Here is a 14,745-nt window from a genome sequence, read left to right as displayed (position 1 = left end):
CAGGACGCGATTCAGTGGCGGGAAGTCGATACTGTCGATGCTATGCCAGCAGGTGTTCATGCACGACAGGGTGCCGGTGAGTACCGCCTGGAAGTGCAGTCCGACGATCGTCTGTTTGCCTGGAATCATGGACCTCAAGCCATCAAGCCGCTGCTCTTTAGTGCCGAAGAGACACTTTGGCGCGAAAGGCGCATGGTGGATGGGCAAATAGAGATAAAACAGACCCTGCCCGAGGTTGAACCGACCGCGATTTTCGGTGTAAGGGCTTGTGATCTGGCGGCCCTGACGCTGCAGGACAGACACTTTCTTTCACCGCAGCATTCTGATCCCCATTACAAGATCCGGCGTGAGGCCCTCTTTCTCATAGGGGTCGATTGCGCCTTTTCCGCAGCGACCTGTTTCTGTACCTCCACCGGTGATGGTCCCTCGTTGGGTGAAGGTTTCGATATCGGTATGGCGGAACTGGACGACGGCTATCTTTTCTGGAGGGGCAGTGCAAAGGGCAGTGAGATTATTGACCGGCTATCTCTCGAGCCTGCAACCGAAGCACAGCTCAACAGTATGATTCAGGAGACGGACCGGGCAGCGGCGCAGCAGCACCGTTTTCTGCCGGGCGAGACAGAATTGAAACAGCTCTATGACAGACTGAATCATGAACATTGGGATGAGATCGGGGAGCGCTGCCTCAGCTGCGGCAACTGCACTGCAGTCTGTCCGACATGTTTCTGTTACTCAACGGGTTACCAACGGACATTGGATGGCCGATCCGCCGAGATGAAACGTCAATGGGACTCCTGTTTCAGTCCAACTCACAGCAGTATGGGACAGTTCATGGTGCGTGGTGAGACGGCGTTACGTTATCGCCAATGGCTGACTCACAAGCTTGCAGGTTGGCAGGAGCAGTTTGGCCGTAGTGGGTGTGTCGGTTGTGGACGTTGTATTACCTGGTGTCCAGTGGGTATCGACCTGACTCAGGCAGTGGCTGTCTTACTGGACGGGGGGCTGGCCGATGCTTGATGTCCACCTGCCACATTCTGCGGTAATTGACCGGCGGGTACAGGAGTCTCCCGGCATATTTTCCTTGCGGCTGCAGTATGTCGATACCCATGTGCAGGATATCTTTGAATTCCAGCCCGGGCAGTTCAACATGCTCTCGCTTTTTGGCGTAGGCGAAGTGCCGATCTCAATCGTCTCCGACCCGGATGACAGTCATTTCTTCGATCACACCATCCGTGTGGCGGGTAGGGTGACAGAGGCGCTGAGCCGTCTGCAACCGGGTGATCGAGTGGGCATCCGGGGGCCATTCGGCCGTGGCTGGCCGATGGCGCAGGCTGAAGGTCAGGATGTGGTCGTGGTGACCGGCGGCTTGGGTTGTGCCCCTCTGGTCTCGGTGATCCGTTACCTGCTGCGTCGGCGCGACCGGTTTGGAGATATTCATATCATGCAGGGTGTAAAACATGAGGATGATCTTATCTGGCGGCGACAGTATGAGGTTTGGTCCCGGGAGCAGGGTGTCAATGTTCAACTGGCTGCTGATATGCCCGGCAAGGAGTGGCCCTGGCAACAGGGGCTGGTAACCGAACTGATAAACACCCTCGATCTCAATCTGGAGAAGACCATTTCCATGCTCTGTGGACCCGAATTGATGATGCTGGCCGCCATTGCGCAACTGCGTGATCTGAAATTGGATGACCAACGGATCTGGCTCAGCATGGAGCGGAATATGCAGTGTGGTTTTGGACAGTGTGGGCACTGTCAGGTGGGGCCAAAGTTTGTCTGTAAGGATGGGCCGGTTTTTTGTTATTCGGAGGTGGCGGACTTTTTGGGCGCCAAGGGTTTTTAATCTGGTGAACAGCACAAAACCAAAACTTGCCGTACATAAATTCAGCTCTTGCGACGGCTGCCAACTCGCCTTGCTAAACCTTGGTGAAAGCCTGCTCGAGTTGCCAAAATATGTCGACATTACCCACTTTGCCGAAGCTGGACCCAATAATCCCAACGCCAAGGTTGATGTTGCACTTGTCGAAGGCAGTATCTCTACTCCGGACGATATCGAACGGATCAGGCAGGTCAGGGAAAATAGTGCGTATTTGATTAGTCTCGGTGCTTGCGCCACTGCCGGTGGCTTGCAGGCGTTGGCCAATCTTGCCGATCGTGATGCCTGGATGGCGGCGGTCTATGCGCGACCGGACACTATCGAGACACTGAGTTCATCCACCTCTATTTCAGAGCATGTCAAAGTCGATCTGGAACTGCACGGCTGCCCGGTCAATTCACAGCAAGTGATCGCAGCCCTTGCCGATCTGCTTGCCGGAGTGAATCCGGTCAGTGAGCGGCAGCCCCTTTGCATGGAGTGCAAACGCAACGGTGTGGTCTGCACCATGGTGACAAAAGGTGAGCCCTGCATGGGGCCGGTGACGCGGGCGGGTTGTGGTGCGCTCTGCCCGAGTCTGGGACGTGCATGTTATAGCTGTTATGGACCTGCGGAGACAGTTAACGATGGTGCGCTGGCGCAACGTCTGCAATCGTTGGGATTGACACCTGAAGCCGTTGCGCGGCGCTTCCTCTTTATCACCAGCGGTGCATCGCCATTCAGAGATGCCGGCCTGCGGCTCAGGCCGCCACCTTTGGAGACCGATGAGTAAATCGATGGCGAGCAAACGAGAGATTCATATCAATGTCCCGGTGTTGACCCGCGTGGAGGGTGAAGGCGCCCTGGAGTTCGACGTAGTGCAAGGGGTTATTCAGAAACTGAACCTGCGTATCTTCGAGCCGCCCCGGTTGTTTGAGAAGTTTGTCGAAGGCTATGAATATGACCAGGTCATCGACATGGTGGCGCGAATCTGCGGCATCTGCCCGGTTGCCTATCAGATGAGCGCGGTGCAGGCTTTTGAGCGGCTGTTTGGCATCGATCCAGGACCCTGGGTGCGGGATATGCGCCGGGTGATGTATTGCGGTGAGTGGTTGCAGAGCCATGCGTTGCATGTGCATCTATTGGCCGCCCCGGATTTTTTCGGCTTCGAGAGTGCCATCGCCATGGCGGAGAAGCACCCTGAAGCGGTGCGCAGGGGGTTGAGGCTGCAAGGGTTGGGTAACGACCTGATCACCCTCTTCGGCGGCCGATCGGTGCATCCTGTGGGTGTGCGGGTGGGCGGTTTTTACAAAGCGCCAGCGGAAGAGGCAGTGGCTGACATGGTGAAGCAACTCGAAGAGGCGCTGCCCCAGGCGGAGGCATTGGTGCGTTGGTGTGCCGAACTCGATTTTCCCCATGACGAACAGGCCTTCACCAGCGTCGCCCTGAGCGAACCGGGAGAGTATGCCATCGGTAGTGGTCGGTTGGTCTCGGGTCAGGGGCTGGATATCGACATCAGTCATTTCGAGAGCCATTTCGAGGAGTTTCAGGTGCCTCACTCCACTGCCTTGCATACACAGTTGGAGGGGCGGCCCTATCTTACCGGCCCATTGGCGCGCCTCAATCTGAACTTCCGTCAACTGCCCAGCCCTGTGCGTGCGGTGATGGAGGATTGTGGTATCCATTTTCCAAGCCACAACATGTTCCACAGTATCCTGGCGCGGGCAATAGAGATTCATCTCGTCATTTACGAAGCGTTACAGTTGCTGCAGGCGTATGAACGACCCGGTGTTTCGGCAGTTCAGGTCAGGCCGCAGGCAGGCACGGCCTTTGGCTGCACCGAAGCGCCCCGTGGTTTCCTTTGGCACCGTTATGATGTGGATGAGAGAGGGGATATTCGACGTGCCAGAATCGTTCCCCCCACCAGCCAGAACCAGGCGCGTATCGAACAGGATCTATGCGCCTCTCTGGAAAGCTTTGGGCTTGACCATGACGACGATGCGTTGCGGCAACGGGCGGAACAGGTGATTCGCAACTACGATCCCTGCATCTCCTGTGCGACCCACTTTCTCAAGCTCAAAGTGTCTCGCCGTTGATCCGTGTCATCGGTATAGGTTCGCCCTTCGGGGCCGACCAGTTGGGGTGGCTGGCACTTGAGGTGCTGGAAGAGGCAGCGATTCCCGATCTAGGTGATCGAACTGGATCGTCCTGGAAGCAGTTGCTGCGCTATTTTGAGAGGATATTGGGCAGGTTTTACCTCATCAGTCACAGTCGTAGCAGGTAGTAGACAGGTGAGTCGAATTGAATCCTGCTGATCTGTCGCAGTCATCTGTCTGACATCGAGTCATGGCACAGGGTGGCGGAAGCCCTCGCTCTGTGAAACACTGGAGACGCTACCTGCCGGGTGGGTGGCAGGGGATGAAGGGGCTGGAAGTGACCGTTCCAGCATACCGGATCTGAATAAACAGCAGTTACTCGACCTGCTGGCCCATCTTCCGTGCTAGGGGTCGAGTCAAACCGTCCTCATGCCGGAATTACCCACCTGTCACCACGTGCGGTTTGACTCCGACCCCTCGGGAGGAACGTAGGGTGTGCCGTACGCACCATTATTGCTCAACCTTCCTGGGCCAATTATTGCAACAGATTTCCCTCCAACTTGCCGCTAAACAATAAAGATAATAAATACAGGTTAGAATGGCGCCGAAGACGATTGGGCGGTTTAAAATCGGCAAAAACTGGGTTCGGGCAGCCAGGGTACAGTCTACCTGTGTGCCGACACTGAACTGCAGCGCAGGGCAGCGTCGCCCTGAGCGAACCGGGAGAGTATGCCATCGGTAGTGGTCGGTTGGTCTCGGGGCAGGGGCTGGATATCGACATCAGTCATTTCGAGAGCCATTTCGAGGAGTTTCAGGTGCCTCACTCCACTGCCTTGCATACACAGTTGGAGGGGCGGCCCTATCTTACCGGGCCATTGGCGCGCCTCAACCTGAACTTCCGTCAACTGCCCAACTCTGTGCGTGCGGTGATGGAGGATTGTGGTATCCATTTTCCAAGCCACAACATGTTCCACAGTATCCTGGCGCGGGCAATAGAGATGCATCTCGTCATTTACGAAGCGTTACAGTTGCTGCAGGCGTATGAACGACCCGATGTTTCGGCAGTTCAGGTCAGGCCGCGGGCAGGCACGGCCTTTGGCTGCACCGAAGCGCCCCGTGGTTTCCTTTGGCACCGTTATGATGTGGATGAGAGAGGGGATATTCGACGTGCCCGGATCGTTCCCCCCACCAGCCAGAACCAGGCACGTATCGAACAGGATCTATGCGCCTCACTGGAAAGCTTCGGGCTTGACCATGACGACGATGCGTTGCGGCAACGGGCGGAACAGGTGATTCGCAATTACGATCCCTGCATCTCCTGCGCGACCCATTTCCTTAAGCTCAAAGTGTCTCGCCGTTGATCCGTGTCATCGGTATAGGTTCGCCCTTCGGGGCCGACCAGTTGGGGTGGCTGGCACTTGAGGTGCTGGAAGAGGCAGCGATTCCCGATCTGGAATTGATCAGACTGGATCGTCCTGGAAGCGGATTGCTGCGCTATTTTGAGGATGTGGAGCGGGTTTTACTCATCGATGCAGTCGTAGCGGGTAGTGAACCAGGTGAGGTCGAATTGCTGAATCCTGCTGATCTGTCACAGTCATCCTGTCTGACATCGAGTCATGGCTTTGGGGTGGCGGAAGCCCTCGCTCTGGCCGAAACACTGGAGACGCTACCTGCCGAATTGTGGGTGGCAGGGATAGAGGCTGGAAGTGACCGTTCCAGCATGCCGGATCTGAATAAACAGCAGTTACTCGACCTGCTGGCCCATCTTCCGTGCTAAGGGGTCGGAGTCAAACCGTCCACTCATGCCGAATTACCCACCTGTCACCGTGCGGTTTGACTCCGACCCCTCGGGAGGAACGTAGGGTGTGCCGTGCGCACCATTATTGCTCAACCTTCCTGGGCCAATTATTGCAACAGATTTCCTCCAACTTGCCGCTAAACAATAAAGATAATAAATACGGAGTTGGGAATGGCGCCGAAGACGATTGGGCGGTTTAAAATCGGCAAAAAACTGGGTTCGGGCAACCAGGGTACAGTCTACCTGTGTGCCGACACTGAACTGCAGCGCAGGGTGGCGATCAAACTGCTCAACAAATCCCTGCCGCAGGCTGCCTATCGCAGTGAAGCCCGTACCATGAGCAAGCTGCAGCACCCCAATATCGTCTCCATCTATGAAGCGGGTGAACACAAGGGAACGCCATTTCTGGTTTTCGAATATGTGGAAGGACAACTGCTCTCCGATCTGATACGGGATGGCGGACTCGAACTGGCGCAGATAGAGAATATCTTCCAGGGACTGCTGGCAGGGGTCAGCCGGGCGCATCAGGCGGGCATTGTCCATCGTGACCTCAAACCAACAAACATCATCATCAACGGTGAGCAGATGCCGAAGATTATGGACTTCGGTATTGCGCGGTTACTCTCTGGCGGCAAAGAACAGGATGAAGTGCTGATTGGTTCACCTCGCTATATGGCGCCGGAATATATCAGCAGGGGACAGGTTGGGCCGCAGGGGGATGTTTTTGCGTTGGGACTGATCCTGGATGAGATGCTGACCGGCATGCCGGTATTCAATGGCCGCAACCAGCAGGTCGTCCTCGACAATATTTTGAATATGCAGGTAAAACCACCCTCCCAGTTCAATCATGCGGTGGATGAGCGGCTCGATCGTTTTGTCCTCAAGGCGTTGGAAAAAGACCCAGATGCCCGCTACGCGGATGCAGAGGATATGCTCAACGCTTTCGGGGCACTGCGCAAATCCTCCGTTGAGTCTGAATCGGTTGGCGATGCGGGTCACGGTACGGTGGATTTTCTCCTGCGCCGGATGCGTCGCAAGAGTGATTTTCCGGCCCTCTCCCAGTCTGTGCGCAGCATCAATGCCATGGCCCAGGTCAGCGACAAGGATCTGAACCAGCTGGCAGGCGTCATCGTCAATGACTTTGCCCTCACCAACAAGATTCTGAAGGTGGTCAACTCCGCATTTTACGGCCGTTTTTCCGGCAAGATCGGTACTGTCTCCCGGGCGGTGGTGGTGCTTGGCATGCAGACTATCCGCTCCCTGGCAGCTTCACTTATCTTCTTTGAGCACCTGCAGGATAAAGAGCAGGCAGAACGTCTGCGGGAGATGATCTCATCATCGCTGTTCAGTGCAACCCTTGCCAGTCAGGTCGCCAAAGATATCGACAACCAGGCGTTCGAAGAGTATTTCCTCGCCGCCATGTTGCACGATCTTGGCAAAATTCTGATCGCCTTCTATCTGCATGATGAGAGTCGTGAGATAGAACGGCTGATGCAGCAGGAGTCGAAAACTGCGGTGCAGGCGGAACATGCTGTACTGGGAGTGACCTTTGAACAGGTGGGTATAGAGATTGCCAAACAGTGGAACTTTCCCAAGGGGCTGACAGCATCCATGGAAAGTTGGAATGATGACAGGAAACCCGCCACGGTTATCGAACGCCGCCGAATGGTGGCAGCCTTCTCCAAGGATACTACGCAAGTAATGGCGGAACAGGGACTGGGTGACAAAACGGCGGTTACGGCACTGTTACAGAAGTACAAGGCGGGACTCGGCCTCGATCGCCGCAAGTTCAAGCGTCTGGCGGATCAGGCACTGGAAGAGTTTCAGGGGTTTAGTAAAGTGCTCTCCAAAGACATATCCCAGTCATTTGTAAAAAAGATCAGTGGAGATGGTGTGGTACAGCAGAAGGCGGAAAAGCGTGCCGCTGCCAAAGCCAAATCAGCAGCGAAAGATGGTCTCGGGGAGACGCAGATCCTGAACGGAGAGTCTGCAGATGCCGCCTCTGAAACAGCAGATACGGAAGCCTTCACAACACCCGAAGATGCAGAAGCGCTATTGATGGATGGCCTGCAGGAGGTAACCGGTATGCTGGTGGGTCAACACAGTGTCTCTGAGGTTTTCAATGTGGTGCTGGAAACCATGTATCGTTCCATGGGCTTTCAACGCGTCCTGTTGGCACTGCATGATCGCGGCAAAGGAGAGATGGCAGGCCGTATCGGTTTTGGTGATAACGTGGATGATTTCGTCAAGCAGTTCAGATTTCCCATTAAATACAGTGTGGATGTCTTCCACGGAGTGATCAAGAATGAGGTAGATGTTTACATCGCCGATACCAGTGATGAAAAGATGCAGGCGGATATTCCAGACTGGTACAAGCGAATCTCCGATGCAGGCTCCTTTCTGCTCTTCCCCCTGGTGGTGAACAAGCGGGCGCTAGGGCTTATCTATGCCGACCATCCCAATTCCAACGGTGTGGAGATAGATGCCAAGAAACTCAACCTGCTGAAGTCGCTGCGTAACCAGATTATATTGGCGGTTCGGTCTTGAGACTACACTGGCTATCGTTTTACCGGCACCCGGGATTCTGGTGCAGGTATCCCATATGTTGCGACTTACAGCCGATCCAGAAAATCCCTGTACCGCTCCGGTTCTACAATCCAGTATCGTCCGGGCCGTCCGGAAGATAACCCTTCCGGTTTGTTACCATCATCACTGACGACCAGGAGCGTCTGCTCCCCTCCATCGAGTGTTATCAGAGTGATACCTTCCGGCTGAACCATAATTCCATTTTCCTTGATCGGAAAAAAGCAGTGGATCGGCTCAGGTTCATGATTATTGCTCCCCTTCCAATACCACAATACAAATTTTGCTTTGTCATTGGAATAGGGGCATTCGAATTTGTCATCTCCATAAATAGACTTGCCGCTGACGATCAGATACCCCTTGTCATCTGCCATACAGGTCATGGCACGAACGCCACCCCCTCCTAATTTCAAGACGTAAATGTTTCCGCTATTATTATTGATTTTGATGGCAGGAGAATTCGTTTCAAAGGCACCGAGTAGCCCCTCGGTACACACGACAAAGGCTTTACCATCCATGGTGGGGCCACGCAATCCGATGAGCAATTCTTTCTTATCTTTGTGTGCCACAAGGCCTTCAATATTGAATCTTTCTCTGGAAAAATCTGCCCTGTTTAGCTTTGGAAATGCCGTTGTTAAAGTCTGTTTGATGCGCTTTTTGAGTTCATAGTCTCCGCTGGCGGCAATGGGTTGTGAGCTGAAGCCATTGGCATCCATCTGAAAGCGGATGAGATGTCTTATTTTCGGATCCTTATCCGAATAGGAGGTGATAGCATAAATATACTCCCCTAACAGAACTACCCCTTCCAGATCATCGACTTTCGGCATGTTAGGAGGAGACGGAAGATGTTTCGCAGTCAGAGATCCCGACACATGAGCTAATAGATAGAACGCCGTATCCGGGTTGGAATCACTTACGACAAGGAAATGATCCTTATTCAGCTCGATGATTCCGGAGGGTTCGGTTAGAATATCCGTGCCGATGAATTCCTGAAATTGAAGGCTCACACTCTTCTCCTCATCACTTCCTACAAAAAGTAGCCAGCATTGATGCCTTTTCGAAGTGACCTTAAGCGTTAATACTATTCCACAATGATAGGATAGTTTGGAGTAGGGTTAAGCGGACACGAATAGACATATTTCCCTGGTTTCAGGATAATTTGATAGCTTTTTGTACTCCCTGTAGTCAATCCGCCACCAGATACACTGGGTAAAGTTATCTGTTGAAGACCAACTCCACGCAGCCAAAAGCCCAGCGGATAGGGGACATTCTTATTCGTTATCCGGAAAGTGTATTTTCCCGGTTTGAGTTTCATCGGCTTGACTGATTTGAGGCGGTCAATCCCGCTTTTCTCATTGATTTTTTTGCAATCATTTCCACCAGTTGTTTGAAATTGATGATCTTTCCCTTCCGGTTCTAAAAATTGGCACCCCGTTTGGGTCAATTCAATAATATCTGTTTCTTTATTTTCAGCTGAAACGGATTTTGCCATCCCCAATTCTGTTGTGATCCATATGCATAACATACAACAGATTCGAGCCATTATTCTTGAATATCCCATAATATCTCCGTGTTTAAGTTATTAAATATACCTTAAATATTTGATATCTGGTCAGGAGAGTCTTCACTTATGGGGGTGATCGCTTGATCCACGTATTCAAAGCGATTGGGGTCGGTCCAGATTCGCTTCAGCATAAGGCGCAGCCGGATATAGGTCGGTATGGCCTTTCCCAAGGTAAACAGCGTTTCCTTGACGAATTTGGGATAAAAGACCACGGCAGGTTCGACTGCAAACGATGGCCGCCTGTCTTTCCGGAACTTCAGACGCAGAAAGCCGCCTTCCAGGGGGTGGACATGAAATACCCGTTTGAATTCACGGTAAAACAGCAAACGGTGGAGCGTCGTGAGTTTCTTGTTGCTGCGCATGGCAACCATGCGCTTGAAGATAGTCTCCATGTGCTCGAAGGTATAGAAATGATTCCAGACCGCCTCGTAGGCCTCCTTCCACTCTGCTTCGGACAGAAGCGGATGCTTGGTGACCATGTGGTTCAGGTCGTACTTGTTTAAATCCGGGTCCATCCACTCGCCTTTTTGATACATTGCTTGGTGGTCTTCGCAACCTGGCAGAGGCGTCAGGACGGTGAAGTAGATATGGTCAATTGCCAGTTCGTGCTTAATGATGTCGACATCTTTCAATAAAGACGCTTTTGTATCGCTGGGGAAGCCGACGATGTAGCCGGCGCAGATAACAACGGGGTACTGCTTCCACGCCAGAATCTGTTCTTTGTAGTCGGAAATCTTGTTTTGCCGTTTTTTAATAGCCAGCAGATTTTCCGCATTGATATTTTCCAAACCGATAAAGATTTGGTCTACTCCGGCTTTACAGCATTTTTCAACGAAGCCGCGAATCTTATGGCAAAGCGTATCTATCTGGATGGAGAAGCGCACTTCAATGCCCTCTTGTTCACGTAGCTCGATGACGCGATCCAGGCAGGCTTCCCAATTTTTATTACGGGCGAAATTATCGTCGGTGAGAAAGAAACTATGCACACCGATTTTATGATTCTCCCGGATGATGCGTTCAAGATCGTCTGCGCTGCGGAAACGGCTTTTCCTTCCCTGGACGTTAATGATGGTGCAGAAAGAGCATTTGAAAGGGCATCCACGACCCAGGTCAAAACTGCTGTAGGTTCCGTACGTGTGTTCGACCTGTTCACGGGGGAGAAAAGGGATCGGCTCGTCAGGCAAGCCTGGCAAGTCGTCCAGATAATTATAGATCGGTTTTACAGCCCCTTTGTATGCATCGATAAGAAGCTTATCCAGGCGTTGCCCTTCCGCTTCACCCGCGAAGAAGCTGATGCCCAGATTTTGCGCATCGACCATGTCTTTGGGCATCTCATCCAACATCGAAAAACAGCCGGAGACATGAAAGCCGCCAATACAAACCGGGATATCCTGGGCCAGAAACGGCAAAGACAAATCAATTGCGCGAGGAAACTGGTTCGACTGCACGCCCACCATACCGACCAGAGCCTTGCCGCCGTCGCGCTTGATCATAGCAATCAGCGCCTCTGTGTTTACCCTGCTGTTGTATTCATCAATGGCGTGCAGGCGGATTTCGACCTGTTCGCCGAGCACGCGCCGATCCTTGCAATTTTGTGCCAGGCCATAAACGCATGCCAATGAGTTGGACGGAATTAAAGATTTAAACCATTGGATTGGATAACCATCGTCATCGTAATGCGTTGGCTTGATCATTATGAAATGGAATATCTCTTGCATCTTCACTCCGTAGACGCAGTGTTTGCCTGGAAATAACGCCCAGGTAACTGGAAGAAATAAAAACAATGGAATTGTGCCGGATACGAACTCCTATCCGACCTGGATTTAACACTTTGCAACCATACAGCTGCCCCATATAAGTGCGGGAAACACGGAATCGTAGGATGTGCTGAGCGTAGCGATGCGCATCTGTCGCGAATGATGCGGTTCGTTTTACTCGGTAATTGCTCCTGCATTACTCTACCTCCTGCATCCCTGCAGTCGTCACCAAATCCTACGTATTACCTCAGTGTTCACCATGCGCTGAATGCAACACTTTAATCATTTTCATGGGCCTGAGGCAAATCTGTTTGCCGCAACTTCTCAACCAACAAGGCTCTGAGGCACAGAGCCACCACGCCCGGTTCCGGTGGCATTGGCAATCTCACCATCCGCCTCACAGGCCGCTGATATTTGTCTTTGGCACTACCGGATTGTTCATGGCTATTGCCTCATTAGCGATGATCTATGTGGTTGGGAGTTTTTTTCCTAGAAGTCACACGATTCATCCCTGCAGGTGCGGGGAACACGCGACCAACACGGATAGAAGAGGGCAACAGAACGGTTCATCCCCGCGGGTGCGGGGGAGGCAAGCCAAGACTGACGATCCCATCTAACACTCAGGGTCGATCCCCGCGGATGCGGGGGAGGCTGCGGAGTCTAGCCGCTCCGATTGATTTTCTTGGGTCGATCCCCGCGGATGCGGGGGAGGCACTCTGGCGGTGATGAAGGCCACGCAGCTGGGCGGTCGATCCCCGCGGATGCGGGGGAGGCGGGACAAGATATTCATCAAGCCCTTCTTTCCGGGGTCGATCCCCGCGGATGCGGGGGAGGCCAGAATGCGGACGGCACCTCTGCCCCTCATACGGGTCGATCCCCGCGGATGCGGGGGAGGCTCTACAGCATGGAGTAGGCAATGAGTGGGGATAGGTCGATCCCCGCGGATGCGGGGGAGGCGGTCATAAGTCCGGCATCACCTTCGCCTCTCAGGGTCGATCCCCGCGGATGCGGGGGAGGCATTGCAGATCTCGACAAAGACGATCCGGAATCAGGTCGATCCCCGCGGATGCGGGGGAGGCGCAGCGGGTTTGGTTCAAGGGGAAAACCCCTAAGGTCGATCCCCGCGGATGCGGGGGAGGCAAACAATGCTCAGTGAGTTGGGCAGGTTCCTTGGGTCGATCCCCGCGGATGCGGGGGAGGCAAATCCTGTTACTAAAGCAAAGGACTCTATTGAGGTCGATCCCCGCGGATGCGGGGGAGGCGGTCCGAGTTTCGAGCGCCAGGCACTACCCACAGGTCGATCCCCGCGGATGCGGGGGAGGCAGACCGGTATCTGGATCGGTATAGCTCATCAGGGGTCGATCCCCGCGGATGCGGGGGAGGCGATAGCACAGGAGTTTAAAACCATGACTAGCTGGGTCGATCCCCGCGGATGCGGGGGAGGCACAGAGAGATAGGCCGCAGCAGTATTTGCAATAGGTCGATCCCCGCGGATGCGGGGGAGGCCTGGGATAGCAGAAACCATCCTCATTGGCATAAGGTCGATCCCCGCGGATGCGGGGGAGGCTGCTGCTGGAGAGGGGGGAGTGACTTGATCTGGGGTCGATCCCCGCGGATGCGGGGGAGGCATCTGCTGCACCCAGGCGTCAGGCGGCGGGTCAGGTCGATCCCCGCGGATGCGGGGGAGGCCGAACAGTCGCAGACTGGTGGCTGCGGTTACCGGGTCGATCCCCGCGGATGCGGGGGAGGCAGTGACCAATGACGATGAGAAGAGCATGCAGAAGGTCGATCCCCGCGGATGCGGGGGAGGCCAGGCGACCGGAAGAGATCAAGGCCGGGGAGATGGTCGATCCCCGCGGATGCGGGGGAGGCTTCCGCAGGTGTTTCCAGAGCGACTCATCAAGAGGTCGATCCCCGCGGATGCGGGGGAGGCATCAAAAAGCTCGGCAATATCAACGCCCTGATGGGTCGATCCCCGCGGATGCGGGGGAGGCGATATTGGAGCGCTGAAAATCAGAAACACAGTGGGTCGATCCCCGCGGATGCGGGGGAGGCTTCTTGCCCGCTCTGATCCATATTCATCATCGGGGTCGATCCCCGCGGATGCGGGGGAGGCGCAATTACTGCTGCGGCCTATCTCTCTGTTATGTGAAGAAAATAATACAAAGGAGTTTCGTTAAAAATGTCATTTAATCCAAAACCAGAATATATAACGGTTCCCTCAGACATCAACATCAAAGATTTCTTTGAATACAAGGAAATGTATGTAACTAGACCTCCATATCAACGAAAATCAGTGTGGTCAAAAAAGAAAAAACAATCCCTTATGGATAGTCTTTTTCGCCGCTACTATATACCTAAACTTGTAATACGTGAGGTTCGGCTTTCAGAGACTCAAACAGTAAATGAAATTATTGACGGACAACAACGCATTACAACGGTTCAAGAATTTTTTAACAACCAATACCCGCTACCAAAAACTCTAGGTGATTTAGATAAAAAATTACCAGGATTATTCTACAAAGACTTAGATGTTGATATAAGAATGTTCATTGATCGGTCACTGAAATATCAAGCGGATATAATAAAAGACATTGATAAACCAGACGATGTAAATCATCAAATCATAGCAACAGAAATATTCTGGAGATTGCAGCAAGGCGAGTCATTGAATTATATGGAGGTCGCCCATGCTCAATTATCAAGCCTGACAAGAAATTTCATCGTCAAGTATTCTGATGATCAGACTTTTAATTATCAAGATTATAAGCCAGTAGATAACAACCCTGACAAAAAACCTTTTTTCTCACTACTAAGCGTAGATAATATACGCATGAAGCATCTTCAATTCATGGCTAGATTTATCATGATTGAACGTGGAGAAGGTTATGCTGATTTGAGCGATAGAAAAATTGAAGAGTTTATTAATAGTTCAAAACAAGATGATGGCATTGGGAATTATGACTTTGAGAATGAGGCAGTGGCAATAGCCACACTCAAAACATTAAAAGTATTCTATGAAATATTCAAAGATGACCCAATGCTTGACGCCACATCTGGCATCAAAGAGTTGTCAGTTGAGTATTTTATAATTT

11 protein-coding genes and 1 CRISPR repeat array are annotated in these 14,745 nt (G+C 52.8%); of the genes, 8 read left to right on the top strand and 3 right to left on the bottom strand.

Features of this window, described 5'->3' with window-relative positions; genetic code table 11:
- The 7 genes from G9Q73_RS04290 to G9Q73_RS04260 all read left to right on the top strand — a co-directional run.
- The coding region (locus tag G9Q73_RS04290; protein ID WP_246345000.1) for a 4Fe-4S dicluster domain-containing protein at positions 1 to 1,017 on the top strand (1,017 nt) is incomplete at its 5' end.
- Positions 1,010 to 1,843, top strand: coding sequence for an FAD/NAD(P)-binding protein (locus G9Q73_RS04285; RefSeq protein ID WP_177418704.1), 834 nt, complete (start codon positions 1,010 to 1,012; stop codon positions 1,841 to 1,843). The genes G9Q73_RS04290 and G9Q73_RS04285, both read left to right, overlap by 8 nt.
- A gap of 4 nt (positions 1,844 to 1,847) precedes the next feature.
- Positions 1,848 to 2,645 carry an NADH-quinone oxidoreductase subunit B family protein gene (locus G9Q73_RS04280; RefSeq protein WP_369408830.1) on the top strand — a complete coding sequence of 266 codons (798 nt, stop codon included), beginning with the start codon at positions 1,848 to 1,850 and terminating at the stop codon, positions 2,643 to 2,645.
- Positions 2,638 to 3,948 carry a Ni/Fe hydrogenase subunit alpha gene (locus tag G9Q73_RS04275; protein WP_304956550.1) on the top strand — a complete coding sequence of 437 codons (1,311 nt, stop codon included), beginning with the start codon at positions 2,638 to 2,640 and terminating at the stop codon, positions 3,946 to 3,948. The genes G9Q73_RS04280 and G9Q73_RS04275 overlap by 8 nt, the downstream gene beginning before the upstream one ends.
- 749 nt (positions 3,949 to 4,697) lie before the next feature.
- On the top strand, positions 4,698 to 5,309 hold the full coding sequence (locus G9Q73_RS04270) for a nickel-dependent hydrogenase large subunit (protein ID WP_246344998.1): 612 nt from the start codon (positions 4,698 to 4,700) through the stop codon (positions 5,307 to 5,309).
- A complete protein-coding gene (locus tag G9Q73_RS04265; RefSeq protein ID WP_177418701.1) occupies positions 5,306 to 5,725 on the top strand; it encodes a hydrogenase maturation protease in 420 nt (139 codons plus the stop codon). The genes G9Q73_RS04270 and G9Q73_RS04265 overlap by 4 nt, the downstream gene beginning before the upstream one ends.
- Positions 5,726 to 5,917: 192 nt before the next feature.
- Entirely contained in the window at positions 5,918 to 8,293 is a 2,376-nt protein-coding gene (locus G9Q73_RS04260) for a serine/threonine protein kinase (protein ID WP_177418700.1), read from the top strand.
- Between the two features lie 65 nt (positions 8,294 to 8,358).
- On the opposite strand, the gene G9Q73_RS04255 is transcribed toward G9Q73_RS04260, so the two are convergent.
- The 3 genes from G9Q73_RS04255 to G9Q73_RS04245 all read right to left on the bottom strand — a co-directional run bounded on the left by G9Q73_RS04255 (position 8,359) and on the right by G9Q73_RS04245 (position 11,611).
- Positions 8,359 to 9,336: a DUF3616 domain-containing protein gene (locus tag G9Q73_RS04255; RefSeq protein ID WP_177418699.1), complete on the bottom strand. Its 978-nt coding sequence runs from the start codon at positions 9,334 to 9,336 to the stop codon at positions 8,359 to 8,361.
- Positions 9,337 to 9,410: 74 nt separating this feature from the next.
- Positions 9,411 to 9,821 carry a hypothetical protein gene (locus G9Q73_RS04250; protein WP_177418698.1) on the bottom strand — a complete coding sequence of 137 codons (411 nt, stop codon included), beginning with the start codon at positions 9,819 to 9,821 and terminating at the stop codon, positions 9,411 to 9,413.
- A gap of 101 nt (positions 9,822 to 9,922) precedes the next feature.
- Entirely contained in the window at positions 9,923 to 11,611 is a 1,689-nt protein-coding gene (locus G9Q73_RS04245) for a B12-binding domain-containing radical SAM protein (RefSeq protein ID WP_177418697.1), read from the bottom strand.
- A gap of 602 nt (positions 11,612 to 12,213) precedes the next feature.
- Positions 12,214 to 13,766: a CRISPR direct-repeat array (repeat unit 28 nt; unit sequence GGTCGATCCCCGCGGATGCGGGGGAGGC).
- Positions 13,767 to 13,832: 66 nt separating this feature from the next.
- On the opposite strand from G9Q73_RS04245, the gene G9Q73_RS04240 reads away from it, so the two are divergent.
- Positions 13,833 to 14,745 (top strand): DUF262 domain-containing protein (locus G9Q73_RS04240; RefSeq protein ID WP_218649923.1); only part of this gene is annotated, 913 nt, incomplete at its 3' end.

It is taken from the genome of endosymbiont of Lamellibrachia barhami (assembly GCF_011947365.2).
In the GTDB taxonomy this organism is placed as follows: domain Bacteria; phylum Pseudomonadota; class Gammaproteobacteria; order Chromatiales; family Chromatiaceae; genus QGON01.
The sequence above is the reverse complement of the archived record's forward strand: the minus strand, read 5'-3'. Positions and strand labels throughout refer to the sequence as shown.